The sequence below is a fragment of the Roseovarius sp. MMSF_3281 genome (genome assembly GCF_030733685.1).
Taxonomy (GTDB): Bacteria; Pseudomonadota; Alphaproteobacteria; order Rhodobacterales; family Rhodobacteraceae; genus Roseovarius.
Genome location: NZ_JASHIM010000007.1, coordinates 76,872 through 93,602 on the forward strand (window position 1 = coordinate 76,872; position 16,731 = coordinate 93,602).

The window sequence follows — 16,731 nt, forward strand, 5'->3', positions numbered from 1 at the left end:
GTATCCTTCAGTCGATAGTCTTGCGCAAAATGGCGACCTGTTTTGCTATTTTCAATGGCGGAAGCGGACGTTCGCGCAAGCCGCAGCATTCGGCAGTTTGGGCTCAAAGCCCGAATTAGCTGCACTCTACACGAAGGCCCGCAGTCGGGAAACGTCCGAGCTTTGCAAAGCACCTCCTGCGCATAACTGCCACAAAACCGTATACCCCCGCTCGGCGCAGGCACACCAGAGGCATGTCGCGACTTTTACGCCAGAGGCAAACCGCTAACCCGCGCGGTTGCGCTCCAACTCACCGCGCAGCATTTCGGCCTCGTGGCGGGCTTCGCGCAGGCCGTCCATGGTGGCCGAAAGCTCGGCCTCGGTCTGCGAGATCTGGTTGGTCAGCTCGGCCTCGCGCTGTTGCAGGTAAGTGATCGCCTGATCGCGGGTTTCCTCGGCCTCGTGCAGCTCTTGCGCCATCTTTTCAAGCTCTTCCACGTCTGAGCCCGACACGCGGATGAACCGATGCACCAGCCAGTTGGCGAACCAACCCATGCAGAAGGCCACGAACAGAACGATGGCCGTGGCGATAATGAATTCAGTTCTGTTCATCTTCGGTGCTTTCCTGATCCCCGGTGTCGCCTGCCTCATCCTGATTTTCAACAGGTTGTTCAAGGCTTTCAAGGGTTGTTTCCTGTGGCTCGATCGGCTCGGGGCGGATCAGCTTGAATTCGATCCGGCGGTTGGCCTCGCGGCCTTCCTCGGTGCCGTTGTCGGCAATCGGGTCACTTTCGCCATAGCCCTTGGCGGTGAAGGACGATGTCAGAACCCGGCGCAGGCGCAATTCGTTGAGGACCGCGCGGGCGCGCGCCTGGCTGAGTTGCTGGTTCATGACCTCGCGGCCCTGACTGTCGGTATGGCCTTGAATTTCCATGCGGATTTCGCCGCACTCCGTCAAGATTTCGGCGATTTGATCCATGATGGCCGCGCCATTGGCATCAATATTGGCCGAACCCGGCTCAAAGTTGATCTTGTTGTCCGCCTGCACCTCGGCGATGCGGGCCTCGCATTCTTCGGGGGTGGGGATGCTGGCCACCGGGTCAAGCTCTTCCTTGTAGGTCACGTCGATTGAAAACTGGTTCCGTTCGCCCAGTTTGTCCGACAGGAACCCGGAGATCATAGCGCTTGCGTCTTCCTGGCCTGTATTACCGGACACCGACAGTTCCTCGGGCTTCACGATCACGGCCCCGTTCGACAGGTACGAAAGGGTTTCCAGCCCGGTCAGCACGCGCAACGACCAATCCTTCGGCAAATCCTCGGCCACGCGCGCGGTGCTGTGCACCGCATCAGAGGCAAAGCGCGCCTTGGCGAAACTGTTGACGGTTTCGCGGGTCACGTCACTATCCACCCGGCCACGGATCTGGACCAGGCCTTCGGGCGAAAGCGTTGCCACGAATTCGGGCGTTACCTGTGTCTCGTCCTCGGGCTGGGGCAAAACGGCATGGAGCGCGAAAACCTCGGGGAGCGAGGTTTCAAGCTGCCCGACGACATCATCGAAAGCCGCCTGCGGCGTGCCTTCGGCCGCGACCAGTGAAATATCCGCATCCGAAAAGGTGACGCTGCCACCGCCCAGCTTGCCCAGGGCGGCGATGGATTGCTCCACCGCGCGGGCCCATTTCGGCGAGGGCACGCCAAGGCCGATGGTGCAGGCCGCCTTGTCGGTCAGGCCGACCTCGCTTGCGGCGCGCAGGATGCGATCCCGCGCCTCTTCGGTATCGGCCGAGCAGGCATCGAAGCGCGGCGTTCCGTCTTCGATCAGGAAACGAAGGGTAAAGGGCGTGATGACGGGCCGGGGCGAGGAAATATCAAGTGCAAGACCCACGTCATCCGGCACTTGGCGCGCCAGATCGGTTTCAATTCGGCGTTTGTCTTTTTCGCTGTCGGCCATGGCGGTGATCATCACGCGCGAGGCATCCACCGAGACCTTGGCACGCGGGAGTTGGGACAGCGATGTAACAGCATAATCCACCGCGTCCTGCCATGTGTCGGGCTGTGGGTAATCGGCCGATTCCAGAAGGTCGATCACCTCGTCTTCTTCTGCCTGCTCGGCGATTTCGGCCACCAGTTCCTCGCGGTCGGTGCTAGCGGGGACAAGGCCAATGAGGGAAATGCCGCTGTCATTGCGCAGGATTTCCATCGAAAACCGTGGCGCTGCGATCTTGGCGCTGTCTTCGACCAGCATCTGGTCGATGACGCGGGCGGCATCCACGACCTTGCCTGCCACGGTCAGCGCCTTGAAGCGCGCCGCTTCGCTGGGCGCGGTGCCGGCAAGAAAAACCTGCAGGCCGGTTGCGTCCACCTCGGCCCAGGTCAGGCCGTCGCGGTCCAGTTCCTCCAACACCGCTGTGCGCGATCCGTCCTCGATCGCGGTGACCGCGAATCGGGCTGCCAAAAGGCATAGGAGCGCCGCGCCCAGAAAAACAGCGGCAATAGAAAAAAGCGAAGACAAGCGCATGGGCAAAAGGCCATTTCGTGGAGTGTCCGCCAGTATTTAGGCCCTGCCGGGGACAAGTGCAATCACAGCAAAAGCGCGACAGCGAAAAACGGCAAAGGCAGCAAACCGGCATCCCGGTTCGACCTGAAGAGGCGCAACAGCCGGTCATGATCGCCAAGGTCCAGCCGGCGCATCTGCCAGAACATGTGCCAGCCCATGGCCCATGGCCCCAGAAGCGCCACAAGCATCGCCGGGATCGTGCCGTCGATCACCGCCATGATCACCGCCACGGCCATCAGGCTTACCGCCAGGATCAAGAACCACGACAGCCATTTCGGCGTGGTCTCACCAAACAGCCGCGCGGTGGATTTGACGCCGATCAGGGCATCGTCTTCCTTGTCCTGATGGGCATAGATCGTGTCATAGAAAAGCGTCCATGCCATGCCGGCGACGTAGAGCACCACGGCGGGCCATTCCAGCCGCCCGGTATGCGCCGTCCAGGCCAGAAGCGCGCCCCAGTTGAAGGCCAGCCCAAGGAAAATCTGCGGCCACCATGTAAAGCGTTTGGCAAACGGGTAAATCGCCACCGGCAAAAGCGACAGCACGCCAAGCCCGATTGCCGCGATATTGAAGGTCAGCAGGATGCAGAAGGCCACCAGCGCCTGCACCACCAGCCACGCCAGCGCGCCTTTGACCGTCACCTGCCCCGAAGGAATGGGGCGCGAGGCGGTGCGGGCCACGCTGCCGTCGATATCGCGGTCGGTGATGTCGTTCCACGTACAGCCCGCCCCGCGCATCAGGAAGGCCCCGATACCGCAGCCTGCGAAAATCCACAGGTCATGCCAGGTGGCCCGGCCATCGTGCAGCATGGCCAGCAAAAGACCCCACCAACAGGGCAAGAGCAAAAGCCATGTGCCAATCGGCCGATCCGCCCGCGACAGGCGGAGGTAGGGGCGCGTAGCGGCGGGGGCCAGCCTGTCCACCCAATTGCCGCGATAAGCATCGGCGACTTGGCCCTTGTCCTCTGGCGTCTCGTTTGTGCCGGTCATATGGTGCCCCCATGGCAGATACAAAGATCAGGCTTTATGTAGAGCAGCCTTTGGGGGAAGGGCAAACCATTCCTCTGGCCCGTGATCAGGCGCATTACCTTTTCGGGGTGATGCGGCGCGGGGTAGGCGATGCCTTGGCGGTGTTCAACGGGCGCGATGGCGAATGGCGCGCCGAGGTGCGCGAGGCGGGCAAACGAGGTGGCACGCTGGAGGCCGTGGAACAAACCGCGCCGCAGCGTGATCCGCCGGACCTGTGGTTGCTGTTTGCGCCGATCAAGAAGGCACGCACCGATTTCATCGTCGAAAAAGCCGCCGAGATGGGGGCGGCGCGTATCCTGCCAGTACAAAGCGAGTTCACCAATTCCGAACGCATCCGGCAGGACCGGTTGCAGGCCCATGCCGTGGAAGCCGCCGAGCAATGCGGCGGCACCTTTGTGCCCGAGGTCTGCGACTTGCAAAGACTGGATCGACTTTTGGCCGATTGGCCCGGAGACCGGCAGTTGATGTTTTGTGACGAAGCGCTGGCGGGGGCGGGCGAAACGCTGGGCCAAGCGGGGGGCGGCAAATGGGCGATCCTGATCGGCCCTGAAGGCGGGTTTTCCGAGGCTGAACGCGCGCGCCTCCATGCCCTGCCCTTTGCCCATGCGGTCAGTCTTGGGCCACGCATCCTGCGCGCTGATACGGCGGCTGTTGCCGCGCTGACCGTCTGGCAGCAGGCGCTGGGGGATTGGGCATGAGCTTTGTCCGTCCCGAAGCCATGCAAAACCTTGCCCGCTGGCGCGAGGTGCTGATCGGCGGCGCGGTTCTGGCGCTTGGCCTGTGGTGGGTTTTGGGCACCGGTGGCTTGCTGCATTGGATCGGCTATGCAGTGGCCGCGGCAGGCCTTGCCCTGATGGTCGCCGGGTTTCAACGCGCCCGCTTTCGCGGCGCGCGCGGCGGGGCCGGTGTTGTGCAGGTGGACGAGGGACAAATCGCCTATTTCGGCCCCTTGACCGGCGGGGCCGTGGCACGCAGCGAAATGACCGCCCTGATGCTGGACCGGTCGGGGCATCCCGCACATTGGGTGTTGCGCCAACCCGGGCAGGCCGATTTGCAAATCCCCGTGAATGCCGAAGGGGCCGAGGCGCTGTTCGATGCCTTTGCCGCCCTGCCCGGCCTGCGCACCGAATACATGCTGTCGCAGATGTCCGCATCCGGCGATCAAGCCGTCGTTATCTGGCAAAAACGCACAGCGATGTTGCATTGACACCCCGCGCGATTAGCGCCACTTCTCAACGTCATATCCGCGCAGCAAGGTGAAAGAGGTGCCCTCATGTCCATACCCCAATCCGGTGGCGGCCCGATCGAGCGGCACGAACAACTGGCCGAATACCTGGAAGACGGCTGCAAGCCGCGTGAAGACTGGCGGATCGGCACCGAGCACGAGAAGTTCGGCTATTGCAAGGATACGCTTAAGCCCATCCCTTACGAGGGTGAGCGTAGCGTTCTGGCGGTGCTTGAAGGCCTGCGCGATGGCCACGGCTGGGCCCCTTTGGAAGAAGGCGGCAAGCTGATTGGCCTAGAGAAAGACGGCGCGAATGTCAGCCTTGAACCGGGTGGGCAGTTGGAATTGTCGGGCGCCCCCTTGGAAAACATCCACCAGACCTGTGACGAGGTGAACCAGCATCTGGCCGATGTGAAGGACATCGCCGACAAGGTCGGTGTGGGGTTCATCGGGCTGGGGGCCGCGCCCACTTGGACACATGAACAGATGCCGCGGATGCCCAAGGGGCGTTACAAGCTGATGACCGATTACATGGACCGGGTCGGCACCATGGGCAAATCCATGATGTACCGGACCTGTACCGTGCAGGTGAACCTTGATTTCGGGTCCGAGGCGGACATGGTGCAAAAGCTGCGCGTGGCACTGGCCCTGCAGCCTGTGGCAACCGCCCTTTTCGCCAATTCCCCCTTCTTCGAGGGCAAACCCAACGGCCATAAATCATGGCGCTCCCGCGTGTGGCGCGATCTGGATTCGGACCGGACGGGCATGCTGCCCTTCGTCTTTGATGAAGGCTTCGGGTTCGAGGCTTGGGTGCAATACGCCCTCGATGTGCCGATGTATTTTGTCTATCGCGACGGGGTTTATCACGATGCTTTGGGGCAATCGTTCCGCGATTTCCTGAAGGGCGAATTGCCCGCCCTGCCCGGTGAAAAGCCCCAGATGTCGGATTGGGCCGATCACCTGACCACCATCTTCCCCGAGGCGCGAATCAAGAAGTTCATCGAAATGCGCGGCGCCGATGGCGGCCCGTGGCGCAGACTGTGCGCGCTGCCCGCCTTTTGGGTGGGTCTGATGTATGACCAAAGCGCATTGGATGCGGCATGGGACCTGGTCAAAGGCTGGGATGCGCCGACGCGCGAGGCGCTGCGCGTCGCGGCGAGTGAACAGGCGCTTGATGCCCGTGTCGATGGGATTTCCATGCATGAGATCGCGCGCGAAGCCGTGGCGATTTCCGAAGCGGGGTTGAAAGCCCGCGCGCGGCCCGGTGCGGGCGGCTTGATCGGGGATGAGACCCATTTCCTCAATGCGCTGAAGGAAAGCGTCGAGTCCGGCAAGGTGCCCGCCGATGAACTGCTTGAGCATTATAATGGCGATTGGGATGGCGACCTGAGCCGGATTTATGCGGAGTATTCGTATTAAGCGACACATGCCCCGGGCATGTCCCGGGGCCTCGTTTTAAAACAGCCCCGGCCCGAAAGCCGGGGCTTTTTCGTTACGCCTTGGCGGTTTGATCCGGCCCGCCAACCGCGACAAGCCGCAGGGTGCCGACTGCGTGGGTGAAGCCCAGACCAAGGCACAGCGCGGCAAGGCCGAGGGCCAGAAGCAGGGCCAAAATCGGCTCCAGCGGGATGGCGGCGAGCAGTGCCACGATCAGGATGATCCCACCCGCGCCGATGGCGGCAAAGCCGGTGGCGATGGTGACCGAGGCGGTCTTGATCGCCGGGCCGTTTTTCGGACATTCGGACATCATCGCGCCGATACGAAGGATCATGCCAGTCAACACCGCCAGAAGGGACGCGGCACCGATGAAATAGATGAATGCGTGAATGAGCATGGTCAGTCTCCTTTTTGCTCAGGAATGGCATTGGGGGTGATCGGCGCGAAGAACCCGCGCCGAAAGTTCGGGTAGAGCCAGCCAAAGGCCAAGCCCCAAAGAAAGGCGAAGACCCCGCCGAAACCGCCGAACATGATGAGCATGTCGTTCACGCCCTGCCACCCCGGCAGGATATCTGTCCAAAGCAGGATCGGCAGGGTCGCGGTATTGACCACCACGGCAAGCCCCCCGATGGCAAGCGGTCGCGCCTCGTAACGGCGCAGGTACCACAGCAAGGCGGGCGTGCCGCATATCAGGTAGGCCGGCGCGCCGAAGATCAGGGCGAAGATCGGGATAAAGGCCCAGAATGTCGCCAGTGTCACAACCAAGGGTGCGCCCAGAAGGGCCAGCACGAAGGCCACAGGGTCGATCACATGGGCAGGGCCCTTGGGGTGCGGCCAGAAGGGCGATCTGATGTTTCCAGTTATTTCTGTCATGAGTGAAACTCCTACGCAAAAATTTTACCCGTCGCGACCCTTCGGCAGGAACCGCGCGATCCGCGCGCCCAACTTCAAAACGCTTAACTGCACCCCGCGCGGCAGGCGCGATACATCGCGATACCAATCGTCAAACATTTGCATGGTCTCCAAGGTTTCCCCGATGCGCGCCTTTATCTTGGGGGGCGTGTTATCGCCCTCGGCCTCTTCGGCCACGCGGTGCAGGGCGGCCAGCGTTGGCGCGTATTCGCGTTCGCGCCGCCCTTCGACCACCGCGTTCACCAGATCGAACATATCGCGGATCGAGGTGAAGTGATCGCGCCGGTCGCCCAACTGTCGGCTGGAACTGACCAGCTTCCAAGCCTGCAATTCCTTAAGACCGTTCGAGACATTGGAGCGCGCAAGGCCCAGTGTTTCGCTGATTTCCTCTGCGGTCAGCGGCTCGGGCGCGATGTGCAGCAGCGCGTGGATTTGCGCGACCGAACGGTTGACCCCCCATTTCGCGCCCATATCCCCCCAGTGAAGGATGAAATCCTGCATGGCTTGGGTGAGGTGCATTTTCGCGACTCCATTTATTTCTGCATAGACAGAAATATCAGGAACACGCGTAGAGTCAATCCTTCTCTGGCACCAGCGCCAGAACGAAGTCTCTTACCTTGGCCTCGGGCATCTCGCAGGGTTTCAGGCGCGCGCCTGACTGCAAGTCATAGAGGTTCATGCTGATGTAGTCGGAGCCGCCCAGTTCATGTGCCACCAACTCATGGCTGCGGCCTTGTGCATAGGTGCGGCGCATCACGCGATACCGCCTGCAATGGGCGCGCCCGGTAAAGGCCCCCAAGGGCAGCGCGTGAAAAGCCGCTAGAAAGGCATCATTCACTTCTGGCCGATCTTCGGCTCGTTGCCCTCGCGCAGGCGGGCGATGTTTTCACGGTGCCGCCAGAAGACCAGCAAGGTGAGGATGGCGCTGAGCAGGAAAATCGCCCCCGGCCCAAGAAAGACCACCCAGAAGGTCGAAGTGGCCGCGGCAACGATGGCCGACAGCGAGGAAATGCGCGAAACCACGGCTGTTACCAGCCACGCCAAGCAGCACAGCGCGCCCACCGGAAAGGCCAGCGCCAGCATCAGGCCAAGGAAAGTGGCCACGCCCTTGCCGCCCTTGAACCTCAGCCAGACGGGGTAGCAATGGCCGACAAAGGCCATCAGACCCGCCAGTTGCGCCGCATCCTCCCCGGCCAGCAGCCGGGCCAGCAGCACCGCCACCGCCCCCTTGCCGCCATCAAGGATCAGCGTGCCCAGCGCGGCAGCCTTGTTGCCGGTGCGCAAGACATTGGTCGCCCCGATATTGCCCGAGCCGATCTCGCGCAGGTTGCCAAGGTTCATCAGTCTGGCCAGCACCATGCCGAAGGGGATCGACCCCAGAAGATAGCCGATCACGGCCCAGAGGATGAGGATTGTCAGGGTGGATTCGATCACTGGCATTTATTCGGCCTCGTAAACCTGGGCGCCGCCGACATAGGTGGCCAGCACACGGCCCTGCATCCGCTGCCCGTCAAAGGGGGTGTTCTTGGATTTCGACCGCAGGGTGCTGCGGTCCATGACAAAGGGTTTGTCCGGGTCGAACAGCACCAGATCTGCGGGCGTGCCCTTGGCCAACCGTCCACCGGGCAGGCCCAAGCGTTTCGCCGGGTTAAGCGCCATGGCGCGGAACAGCGTCGGCAGGTCCAAATCGCCCGCATGGTAAAGCCGCATCGCGGCGGGCAGCAGGGTTTCAAGCGCCACCGCGCCGCTTGCCGCTTCCTCGAAGGGCAAGCGTTTGCTTTCTTCGTCCTGCGGGGTGTGCATGGAACTCAGCGTATCAATCAACCCGGTGCGCAGCGCCTCGACCACCGCTTGCCGGTCCTCCTCGGAGCGCAGCGGCGGCTTGACCTTGAAGAAGGTCCGGTAATCGGCCACGTCCAGTTCATTAAGGGTCAGGTGGTGAATGCTGGTCCCTGCAGTGATGTCCAGCCCGTTGCGCTTGGCCCGTTCCAAGGCGGGCAAGGCGCGGGCGGTGGTGATCTGATCGGCGTGATAGCGCGCGCCGGTCATTTCCAGCAGGGCGATATCCCGGTCGATCCCCATCCGCTCGGCCATGGGGGAAACCGCCGGTATCCCACGCAGCGAGGCGAACTTGCCACTGGTCGCCGAAGCCCCCGTTGACAGCCCCGGTTCCTGCGGGTGGGCGATGACCAAGGCGCCAAGACTGCGCGCATAGGTCAGGGCGCGTTGAAAGACCTTGGTATTGCTGATCACGTTGTCGCAATCGGTAAAGGCCACGGCCCCGGCATCCATGAGAAAGCCGATCTCGGTCATCTCGCGGCCCTCGCGGCCCTTGGTCAGCGCCGCCATGGGCCGCACGTTCACCGGCCCGGCCGCATTGGCCCGACGCCCCACGAACTCCAGGGTTTCGGGGCTGTCGATGGAAGGCAGGGTATCGGGCCGGGTGACCATGGTGGTCACGCCGCCCGCCGCCGCCGCCAAGCCAGCAGAGCGATAGCTTTCCTTGTGTCGCTCGCCCGGCTCGCAGACCTTCACGCCGATATCGACGATGCCGGGGGCAAGGCACTTGCCGCCGCAGTCCACCGTGGTATCGGCCTTGGGGGCCTCGCCCGCGCCCGTCGCCTTGATCGCGCCACCCTCGATCAAAAGCCAACCGGGCGCGTCGGTGCCTGCCTCGGGGTCGATCAACCGGGCATTGGTGAAAAGGGTTGTGGTCATCCCGTCGCTCTCCCCATCTGGGCCTCGATCCGGGCCTTGGTTTGGGCCGGGTCGGATTGGAACTTCAATAGGTGCTTGTCGCCGCCCGTGGTGATGATCTGTACCGCCGATCCCAGCTTGCGGAGCTTGGCGATCTCACTCAAAGGTGCGGCGCGCGTTTGCGGGCCCAGCACTCGCCGGTTGGTCATATCCCACCGCACGTTCAATTCGTCCGAGGCGACATACCACGCGCGCAGGGCCACGGCGGCCAAACCGCCCACGCCGCCCGTCCAGACATGCGGGTTGCCCATTATCCAGAGAATTGCCATGCCAAGCCCCATCGCCACCACGGCCAGCCAGACATGCGCCCAAAGATAGGCCTGTTTGTCGGGGTGGAAACTTTCGATCACCTGCTCACCCTCTTCCAAGGGCGTAGTCGGTACCAGCGAATGGACCGAGGATTCCATCATGCCGCCACCCAGACCACCAATGCCACCAGCGCGAAAAGCACCAAAAGCGCGATACTGGCCACCCGGCCCGACATGGCCGCGTCACTGGGCGGAGCCTTGCCGCCCGTCGTACCCTTGGCACTTTCCGAGGGCAGTGGCTTGAAACTTACCGGCGCAGTTTCCTCGGTATAGGTGCCGATCCAGCGCAGCGGCGATTTCGGCGTCAGGGTTCCGGCAAATCCACCAAAAGCACTGGAGACCACCACCAAAATCTTGCCGCGGATCGCTTCAAGACGGGCGCGGTCTTCCTCAACATCGGCCTCGGCCACGCCCAAACCATCAATCATGTATTGCGGCAGGCCCAAGCCTTCCAAATTCGCCACATCGAAAAGCTCAATAAAATCAGAGTCCAAGTACTCCACGCCCAGCGCATCACGCAGAGGCCAAGGCGGATTTTCCGCGTTGGTCTCCCACTCCGGTTCGACCGACATAATCGGCGGTTCAGCATCGGTATCAATGGCAAACAACCGCACGATCCCGTGCTCATGCGCCTTGATCTCAAACTTCTCGCTCATGCCATCACCTCGCGCGGCTTGGCGCGCAGGTTACGGGCCAGAAGGTCCATCGCGGCCATACGCACGGCCACGCCCATTTCCACCTGTTCCTGAATGACGCTGCGGTTGATGTCATCGGCAATCTCGCCGTCGATCTCGACGCCGCGGTTCATCGGGCCGGGGTGCATGACGATGGCGTCTTCCTTGGCAAAGGCCAGTTTTTCGGCATCCAGCCCGTAGCGGAAGTAATATTCGCGCTCCGACGGGATAAAGCCGCCATCCATCCTCTCACGCTGAAGGCGCAGCATCATTACAACGTCGACATCGCGCAGGCCCTCTTCCATGTCGTCGTAAACCTCGACACCAAAGTCGGCGATGCCCGAGGGCATCAGGGTGGGTGGGCCTATAAGGCGGATGCGGTTTTCCATCTTGCCCAGCAAAAGGATGTTCGAGCGTGCCACGCGGCTGTGGGCGATATCGCCGCAAATCGCGATGTTCAGGCGGTGCAGCCGCCCCTTGGCCCGCCGGATGGTCAGCGCATCCAGAAGCGCCTGCGTGGGGTGTTCGTGCCGCCCGTCACCGGCGTTCAAAACCGCGCAGTTCACCTTTTGCGACAGAAGGTCCACCGCGCCGGAATGCGGGTGCCGCACGACCAACAGATCGGGGTGCATGGCGTTGAGGGTCATGGCCGTATCAATCAGGGTTTCGCCCTTCTTGATGCTGCTGGCCTGCATCGCCATGTTCATCACATCCGCGCCCAACCGCTTGCCCGCGATCTCGAAACTGGCCTGCGTGCGGGTGGAATTTTCGAAGAACATGTTGATCTGCGTGAGGCCAGCCAGGGCATCGGAATGCTTCACATCCCGCCGGTTCAGATCAACGTATTGATCGGCCAGATCCAGAATGGTCGTAATCTCGGGGGGGCTAAGGGGTTCGATCCCCAGAAGATGGGACTGTGCAAAGGTCATCCGCCGCTCCGTTCCGTGATCCTGCCCGCTTATAGGAAGGGTGGCGGCGCGGGGCAAGGTGGGTGTCAGCTTTCCGCGCGCTCCACTGGCTGTCGCAATCCCTTCATCCCCCAGATCACAACACCTGCGACCACACCCCAGAACGCGCCGCTAATGCCGAGCAAGGTCATGCCGCTGGCGGTAATGAGGAAGGTCAGCGCCGGGGCCTCCATTTGCCTGGCATGGGTAAACGCCCCCGAAAGCGCGCCCACGAGCGCCGGGATAAGGGCAAGGCCCGCCACCCCGGTGATCAACTCTGCCGGGGCGACACCGGCCAAGGCGGTGACCGGGGCCGCGAGGAAGGCCAGGATCACGTAGGCCAGGCCCGAAACGATGGCCGCCCAATAGCGATGCGCCGGATCGCGGCCCGCATCCTCGCCCGCCATCATCGCGGCGGTGATCGCCGACATGTTGACCGGGACCGCGCCAAAGGGCGCGATCAGCAGGCTGGCCAGCCCGGTATTGCGGATCATCGGCTGGCGATCCACCTTGTACCCGTTGAGTTCCAGCACCGCGAAACCGGGAATGTTCTGGCCCGCCATGGTCACAAGATAAAGCGGCAGGGCAATCGAGACCGCGCCTTGCAGGCTGAAGACCGGCGCAAAGGGCATCACGTCGGGCTGCCAGCGGCCTTGCAGGGCAAGCGCGCCCTCCGGCACCTCGACGCCCATGAACAGGACCACGACAAAAGCCAGCATTGCCAAGGGCATCGCGGCAAGTTTGTGCCACATCAACCCCGCCAACCACGCCGCCAGCACCGGCAGGAACAAAAGCGGGATGGCGCCCAGCGCCTGTGCCGGGGCAAGGCAGAGGTTGAACAAGACCCCCGCCAGAAGCGCGTTCGCCACCGGCTTGGGGATTGCCGCCACCAGGCGGCCCAGCGCGGGGATGAAACCGGTGATCAGGATCAAACCCGCGCAAATGATCATCGCGCCCACCGCCTCGGCAAAGCCACCGGGCAAGGCGCCGGTCGAGGCGAGGAAAGCCGCGCCGGGCGTGGACCACGCCACCGCCGCAGGGATACGGGTAACCGCCGGAAGCCAGATACTGCAGACACCCATGCCAAGGGTGGCAAAGAACAGGCCCGTCGCGGCCTGTGCCTCACTTGCGCCCATGCTTCTCAGGCCCGCCAATACGATCGCGAAGGAGGCCGTGTAGCCGACGAAAGCGGCAAGCGCGCCCATGTAGAGGGCCGAGGGTCTGATCTGTTTGAACATGCGCGCGCTGTCCCGTGTTGCTCCTGCGGGGGCAAAACATACGATTTCGCAGCAGGCTACAAGGCGAAAGGCCCGGCATAACGTCACCGACGCGATACCGATAAAATACCAAGGTTTAACCGCCCCCTGTTTTCAGCGGAACGAGGTTGCCCTTTTCCCTCCCCGCTCCGGGGGCTACCTTGTGCGTGATATGGAATCGGCTTTGGATTTTCACACCGCGAAGGCGCTGCTGGATTGGCAGATCGAACTCGGCGCGACCGAGGCGGTTTGCGATGCCCCGGTAAACCGCTACGAGGTGCCGGAAAAACAGGCCAAGCCCGCCCCGGCAGCGGCCCCTGCCCCGGTGCCCGAAGCAAAGGTCGATGCCGTGTCCGAAGCCAAGGCGGCGGCAAAATCCTGCAATGACCTCAATGCCCTGAAATCCGCCATGTCGGCGTTCGAGCATTGCGAATTGAAGCGCGGGGCGCGCAACCTGGTCTTTGCCGATGGCAACCCGCAGGCCCGCGTCATGATCATCGGTGAGGCCCCGGGCCGCGATGAGGACCGCGAGGGGCGGCCCTTTGTCGGCCGGGCCGGTCAGTTGCTGGACCGGATGCTGGCGGCCATTGATCTGGGGCGCGAGGCGCAAGCGGTTGAGAACGCGGCCTACATCACCAACGTCCTGCCATGGCGCCCGCCGCAGAACCGCGACCCCAAGCCCGAAGAAATCGCCATGCTACTGCCCTTTCTGCAGCGGCATGTTGAGTTGGTTGATCCGAAAGTGGTTGTCTTGATGGGCAATATCAGTTGTCAGGCCGGGCTTGGGCGGCGCGGGATCACCCGGTTGCGCGGCAATTGGGCCGAGGCTTATGGCCGCCCTGCCCTGCCGATGTTCCATCCCGCCTACCTTCTGCGCAACCCGCACGCCAAGCGCGAGGCATGGGCCGACCTTCTGGAGCTGAAAGCGCGGCTTGGGGCAAGTCAATGAAAATACTGGCTTTTTCCGATATGCACCATTCCGCGGCCCGTGCCAAAACACTGGTTGAAGCCGCGCAAGAGGCCGATCTTGTCATCGGGGCCGGGGATTTCTGCAATGCCCGCCGGGGTCTGCCCGAGGCCATGGCCCTTTTGGACGGCATCACCGCGCCCATGGTGGTTGTGCCGGGCAATGCCGAAAGTGCGGCGGAGCTGAAGGCCGCCGCGCGGGACGGCATGCATGTGCTGCACGGCGAAGGACTCGAGATTGCCGGAGTGCGCCTCTTTGGGCTGGGGTATGGCGTGCCGCTCACTCCCTTTGGCGCGTGGTCTTGCGACCTGACGGAGGAACAGGCCGAGGACCTTCTAAAGCACTGTGAAAGCGCGGATATCCTGATCACCCATTCGCCGCCCAAGGGCGTTGCGGATGTAACCTCGCAGGGGATCTCGGTGGGCTCGACCGCCATTCGCGCGGCCATCGAAGCGTTGCAACCGCAACTGGCCCTGTGTGGCCATATCCATGACAGTTGGGGCCAGACCGGCCAGATTGGCAAAACCCATGTGGTCAACCTTGGCCCCACACCCAACTGGTTCGACATCGACGTATAAAGGGACACAACAGGCATGAGCCGTATCGACGAGAGCAAAGAGTTCATCCCCGTGCGTATCGCGGTTCTGACGGTCAGCGACAGCCGCGATATTTCCGAGGATCGTTCGGGCGAGGTTCTGGTCAGCCGCATCGAAGAGGCGGGTCATACCCTTGCCGACCGGATGATCGTGCGGGACGAGCGCGACCAGATCGCCGACCAGCTGCGCGAATGGGTGGCTTCGGACCAGGTGGACGTGGTGATTTCCACCGGTGGCACGGGCCTGACCGGGCGCGACGTGACCGTCGAGGCGCATCGCGATGTTTATGAAAAGGAGATCGACGCCTTCGGCACGGTCTTTACCATGGTCTCGATGCAGAAGATCGGCACCAGTGCCGTGCAATCGCGCGCGACCGGGGGCGTGGCTGCCGGCACCTATCTTTTCGCCCTGCCCGGCAGCCCCGGGGCCTGCAAGGATGCATGGGACGAAATCCTGAAGTGGCAGTTGGATTACCGCCACCGCCCCTGCAATTTCGTCGAAATCATGCCAAGATTGGACGAAGATCAGCGACGGAAATAGCGCGCTGCGCCGTATTGCCTGTGGTGCTTGGCTTTTTCGGCCCGGCACTTACATTTCAATGGTGGCCAGTCCGGCCCCGTAAAGGACACGTTGCGCATGCGGTTTCTGCGTCACAGCCTGACCGGCTTGTTTTTGCTTTCGCTCACGGTGGCCCTGCTGATCTATGCGGGGCAATTGGTGTTTGGTGCCTTGCAGGAACGAATGGGCAACGAGCCTTCGGTGCCCGACCGGCGCGAACGCGTCTTTGCCGTCAATCTGGTCACCGCCGAGGCCGCAACGGTGACCCCGGTTCTGACTGCCTATGGCGAGGCACGAAGCCTGCGGACACTGGAAATTCGCGCCAAGGCCAGCGGCACCTTGATCGAGCTGTCCGAGGAATTCGAAGACGGGGGCATGGTTGAGAAAGGCCAGATTTTGGCGCGGATTGATCCGGCCGATGCGCGATCCGCCCTCAACCTTGCCGAAAGCGATTTGATGGACGCGCGCGCGGAGTTGCGCGAAGCCGAAAGCGCACTTGAGATTGCCCGGGATGAGCTTGAAGCCGCGCGCGAACAGGCGGCGCTGCGCGAACGCGCCTTTCAACGGCAACTCGATCTGGAAGATCGCGGCGTCGGCACCGCCGCCGCAGTGGAAACCGCCGAGCTTTCGGCGGCACAGGCGCGGCAGGCCGAACTGGCCAGCCGTCAGGCCCTTGCCAATGCCGAGGCCCGCGTGGATCAAGCCCGCACGCGGTTATCACGCTCGGAAATCGCCCGCGACGATGCGCAGCGACGGCTGGAGGAAACCACGATCCGGGCCGAGTTTGGCGGGACACTTGATACCGTTAACGCGGTTGCAGGCGGCTTTGTGTCGCTTAACGAACGTTTGGCGAATCTCATTGATACCGATGCGCTTGAAGTGGCGTTTCGGGTTTCGACGGCGCAGTATGTTCGGCTTTTGGATGACACGGGCGCCTTGTTGGATGCGCCTGTTTTGGCCTCGCTTGCAACACAGGGTCTGGAACTGCAGACCACCGGCCGCATTACCCGCGACAGCGGGGCCGTGGAAGAAGGCCAGACCGGCCGCATGATCTTTGCCAAGCTGGACAAGGCGGGTGGCTTGAAGCCCGGTGATTTCATCACCGTTCGGATCGAAGAACCGCCGCTTGACGATGCCATCCGCCTGCCCGCAACGGCACTTGGACCGGATGGCACTGTTCTGATCCTGAGCGCCGAGGAGCGGCTTGAAGCTTTGCCGGTCAGGCTATTGCGGCGGCAGGGCGATGATGTGCTTGTCAGGGCCGAAGGCCTTTCTGGGCGCGAAGTGGTGGCGCAACGCTCGCCCCTTCTGGGCGCGGGGATCAAGGTACGACCACTGCGCGAGCAATCCGAGGCCGATACCAGCAAGTTGATGGATCTCAGCGATGAACGCCGCGCACAGCTGATCGAATTCATCCGCGATAATACCCAGATGCCCGAGGCGGAAAAGACCCGCCTTCTGGCACAGCTTGAGCAGGTACAGGTGCCTGCGGGCATGGTTCAGCGGCTTGAAACCCGCATGGGGGGTTAAGCC

Annotated in this window: 20 protein-coding genes; 7 read left to right on the forward strand and 13 right to left on the reverse strand. The window is 62.7% G+C overall.

Going from position 1 to position 16,731, the window contains the following annotated elements:
• Nucleotides 1-264 precede the first annotated feature (264 nt).
• The 3 genes from RBB32_RS09495 to ubiA form a co-directional block, all read right to left on the reverse strand.
• Entirely contained in the window at nt 265-591 is a 327-nt protein-coding gene (locus RBB32_RS09495; RefSeq protein WP_306152463.1) for a hypothetical protein, read from the reverse strand.
• Nucleotides 578-2,494, reverse strand: a complete 1,917-nt coding sequence (locus tag RBB32_RS09500; protein WP_306152464.1) for an OmpA family protein — start codon at nt 2,492-2,494, stop codon at nt 578-580. The genes RBB32_RS09495 and RBB32_RS09500 overlap by 14 nt, the downstream gene beginning before the upstream one ends.
• A gap of 62 nt (nt 2,495-2,556) precedes the next feature.
• Entirely contained in the window at nt 2,557-3,522 is a 966-nt protein-coding gene (gene ubiA / locus RBB32_RS09505; RefSeq protein WP_306152465.1) for a 4-hydroxybenzoate octaprenyltransferase, read from the reverse strand.
• Between the two features lie 11 nt (nt 3,523-3,533).
• Between ubiA and RBB32_RS09510 the strand changes: the two genes are divergently transcribed.
• From RBB32_RS09510 to RBB32_RS09520, 3 genes are all read left to right on the forward strand, one after another.
• Nucleotides 3,534-4,259 carry a 16S rRNA (uracil(1498)-N(3))-methyltransferase gene (locus RBB32_RS09510; protein WP_306152466.1) on the forward strand — a complete coding sequence of 242 codons (726 nt, stop codon included), beginning with the start codon at nt 3,534-3,536 and terminating at the stop codon, nt 4,257-4,259.
• A complete protein-coding gene (locus RBB32_RS09515; protein ID WP_306152467.1) occupies nt 4,256-4,768 on the forward strand; it encodes a hypothetical protein in 513 nt (170 codons plus the stop codon). Before RBB32_RS09510 ends, RBB32_RS09515 begins: the two co-directional genes overlap by 4 nt.
• A gap of 66 nt (nt 4,769-4,834) precedes the next feature.
• Nucleotides 4,835-6,205, forward strand: a complete 1,371-nt coding sequence (locus tag RBB32_RS09520; RefSeq protein WP_306152468.1) for a glutamate--cysteine ligase — start codon at nt 4,835-4,837, stop codon at nt 6,203-6,205.
• 73 nt (nt 6,206-6,278) lie between these two features.
• On the opposite strand, the gene RBB32_RS09525 is transcribed toward RBB32_RS09520, so the two are convergent.
• The 10 genes from RBB32_RS09525 to RBB32_RS09570 all read right to left on the reverse strand — a co-directional run bounded on the left by RBB32_RS09525 (nt 6,279) and on the right by RBB32_RS09570 (nt 13,059).
• Nucleotides 6,279-6,620, reverse strand: a complete 342-nt coding sequence (locus tag RBB32_RS09525; RefSeq protein ID WP_306152469.1) for a hypothetical protein — start codon at nt 6,618-6,620, stop codon at nt 6,279-6,281.
• A 2-nt stretch (nt 6,621-6,622) separates the two neighbouring features.
• Entirely contained in the window at nt 6,623-7,096 is a 474-nt protein-coding gene (locus RBB32_RS09530; RefSeq protein WP_306152470.1) for a hypothetical protein, read from the reverse strand.
• A 24-nt stretch (nt 7,097-7,120) separates the two neighbouring features.
• On the reverse strand, nt 7,121-7,654 hold the full coding sequence (locus tag RBB32_RS09535) for a GbsR/MarR family transcriptional regulator (RefSeq protein WP_306152471.1): 534 nt from the start codon (nt 7,652-7,654) through the stop codon (nt 7,121-7,123).
• A gap of 55 nt (nt 7,655-7,709) precedes the next feature.
• Complete coding sequence (locus RBB32_RS09540) at nt 7,710-7,973, reverse strand: hypothetical protein (protein WP_306152472.1); 264 nt, start codon at nt 7,971-7,973, stop codon at nt 7,710-7,712.
• The gene (gene plsY / locus RBB32_RS09545; RefSeq protein ID WP_306152473.1) at nt 7,970-8,575 is read right to left on the reverse strand and encodes a glycerol-3-phosphate 1-O-acyltransferase PlsY; all 606 of its coding nucleotides are present in this window, start codon (nt 8,573-8,575) and stop codon (nt 7,970-7,972) included. The genes RBB32_RS09540 and plsY overlap by 4 nt, the downstream gene beginning before the upstream one ends.
• A complete protein-coding gene (gene pyrC / locus RBB32_RS09550; RefSeq protein WP_306152474.1) occupies nt 8,576-9,853 on the reverse strand; it encodes a dihydroorotase in 1,278 nt (425 codons plus the stop codon).
• Nucleotides 9,850-10,302, reverse strand: coding sequence for a hypothetical protein (locus RBB32_RS09555; RefSeq protein WP_306152475.1), 453 nt, complete (start codon nt 10,300-10,302; stop codon nt 9,850-9,852). Before RBB32_RS09555 ends, pyrC begins: the two co-directional genes overlap by 4 nt.
• Entirely contained in the window at nt 10,299-10,856 is a 558-nt protein-coding gene (locus RBB32_RS09560; protein WP_306152476.1) for a hypothetical protein, read from the reverse strand. Before RBB32_RS09560 ends, RBB32_RS09555 begins: the two co-directional genes overlap by 4 nt.
• On the reverse strand, nt 10,853-11,803 hold the full coding sequence (locus RBB32_RS09565) for an aspartate carbamoyltransferase catalytic subunit (protein WP_306152477.1): 951 nt from the start codon (nt 11,801-11,803) through the stop codon (nt 10,853-10,855). The genes RBB32_RS09560 and RBB32_RS09565 overlap by 4 nt, the downstream gene beginning before the upstream one ends.
• Before the next feature lie 65 nt (nt 11,804-11,868).
• Nucleotides 11,869-13,059 (reverse strand): benzoate/H(+) symporter BenE family transporter, encoded by a 1,191-nt coding sequence (locus RBB32_RS09570; RefSeq protein ID WP_306152478.1) that lies wholly within the window; start codon nt 13,057-13,059, stop codon nt 11,869-11,871.
• A 190-nt stretch (nt 13,060-13,249) separates the two neighbouring features.
• On the opposite strand from RBB32_RS09570, the gene RBB32_RS09575 reads away from it, so the two are divergent.
• From RBB32_RS09575 to RBB32_RS09590, 4 genes are all read left to right on the forward strand, one after another.
• Nucleotides 13,250-14,026 carry a uracil-DNA glycosylase family protein gene (locus tag RBB32_RS09575; RefSeq protein WP_306152530.1) on the forward strand — a complete coding sequence of 259 codons (777 nt, stop codon included), beginning with the start codon at nt 13,250-13,252 and terminating at the stop codon, nt 14,024-14,026.
• The gene (locus RBB32_RS09580) at nt 14,023-14,622 is read left to right on the forward strand and encodes a metallophosphoesterase family protein (protein ID WP_306152479.1); all 600 of its coding nucleotides are present in this window, start codon (nt 14,023-14,025) and stop codon (nt 14,620-14,622) included. The genes RBB32_RS09575 and RBB32_RS09580 overlap by 4 nt, the downstream gene beginning before the upstream one ends.
• A gap of 15 nt (nt 14,623-14,637) precedes the next feature.
• Nucleotides 14,638-15,180, forward strand: a complete 543-nt coding sequence (moaB, locus tag RBB32_RS09585) for a molybdenum cofactor biosynthesis protein B (protein WP_306152480.1) — start codon at nt 14,638-14,640, stop codon at nt 15,178-15,180.
• A gap of 96 nt (nt 15,181-15,276) precedes the next feature.
• Nucleotides 15,277-16,728, forward strand: coding sequence for an efflux RND transporter periplasmic adaptor subunit (locus tag RBB32_RS09590; protein ID WP_306152481.1), 1,452 nt, complete (start codon nt 15,277-15,279; stop codon nt 16,726-16,728).
• The last annotated feature ends 3 nt before the right edge of the window (nt 16,729-16,731 follow it).

Excerpts from the sequence above, each read along its gene's own strand:
- RBB32_RS09500 (WP_306152464.1), bottom strand. The coding sequence starts at position 2,494 with ATGCGCTTGTCTTCGCTTTTTTCTATTGCCGCTGTTTTTCTGGGCGCG.
- RBB32_RS09525 (WP_306152469.1), bottom strand. The coding sequence starts at position 6,620 with ATGCTCATTCACGCATTCATCTATTTCATCGGTGCCGCGTCCCTTCTG.
- RBB32_RS09535 (WP_306152471.1), bottom strand. The coding sequence starts at position 7,654 with ATGCACCTCACCCAAGCCATGCAGGATTTCATCCTTCACTGGGGGGAT.
- RBB32_RS09555 (WP_306152475.1), bottom strand. The coding sequence starts at position 10,302 with ATGATGGAATCCTCGGTCCATTCGCTGGTACCGACTACGCCCTTGGAA.
- ubiA (WP_306152465.1), bottom strand. The coding sequence starts at position 3,522 with ATGACCGGCACAAACGAGACGCCAGAGGACAAGGGCCAAGTCGCCGAT.
- plsY (WP_306152473.1), bottom strand. The coding sequence starts at position 8,575 with ATGCCAGTGATCGAATCCACCCTGACAATCCTCATCCTCTGGGCCGTG.
- RBB32_RS09570 (WP_306152478.1), bottom strand. The coding sequence starts at position 13,059 with ATGTTCAAACAGATCAGACCCTCGGCCCTCTACATGGGCGCGCTTGCC.
- RBB32_RS09495 (WP_306152463.1), bottom strand. The coding sequence starts at position 591 with ATGAACAGAACTGAATTCATTATCGCCACGGCCATCGTTCTGTTCGTG.
- pyrC (WP_306152474.1), bottom strand. The coding sequence starts at position 9,853 with ATGACCACAACCCTTTTCACCAATGCCCGGTTGATCGACCCCGAGGCA.
- RBB32_RS09520 (WP_306152468.1), top strand. The coding sequence starts at position 4,835 with ATGTCCATACCCCAATCCGGTGGCGGCCCGATCGAGCGGCACGAACAA.
- RBB32_RS09530 (WP_306152470.1), bottom strand. The coding sequence starts at position 7,096 with ATGACAGAAATAACTGGAAACATCAGATCGCCCTTCTGGCCGCACCCC.
- RBB32_RS09580 (WP_306152479.1), top strand. The coding sequence starts at position 14,023 with ATGAAAATACTGGCTTTTTCCGATATGCACCATTCCGCGGCCCGTGCC.
- moaB (WP_306152480.1), top strand. The coding sequence starts at position 14,638 with ATGAGCCGTATCGACGAGAGCAAAGAGTTCATCCCCGTGCGTATCGCG.
- RBB32_RS09510 (WP_306152466.1), top strand. The coding sequence starts at position 3,534 with ATGGCAGATACAAAGATCAGGCTTTATGTAGAGCAGCCTTTGGGGGAA.
- RBB32_RS09565 (WP_306152477.1), bottom strand. The coding sequence starts at position 11,803 with ATGACCTTTGCACAGTCCCATCTTCTGGGGATCGAACCCCTTAGCCCC.
- RBB32_RS09575 (WP_306152530.1), top strand. The coding sequence starts at position 13,250 with ATGGAATCGGCTTTGGATTTTCACACCGCGAAGGCGCTGCTGGATTGG.
- RBB32_RS09590 (WP_306152481.1), top strand. The coding sequence starts at position 15,277 with ATGCGGTTTCTGCGTCACAGCCTGACCGGCTTGTTTTTGCTTTCGCTC.
- RBB32_RS09560 (WP_306152476.1), bottom strand. The coding sequence starts at position 10,856 with ATGAGCGAGAAGTTTGAGATCAAGGCGCATGAGCACGGGATCGTGCGG.
- RBB32_RS09515 (WP_306152467.1), top strand. The coding sequence starts at position 4,256 with ATGAGCTTTGTCCGTCCCGAAGCCATGCAAAACCTTGCCCGCTGGCGC.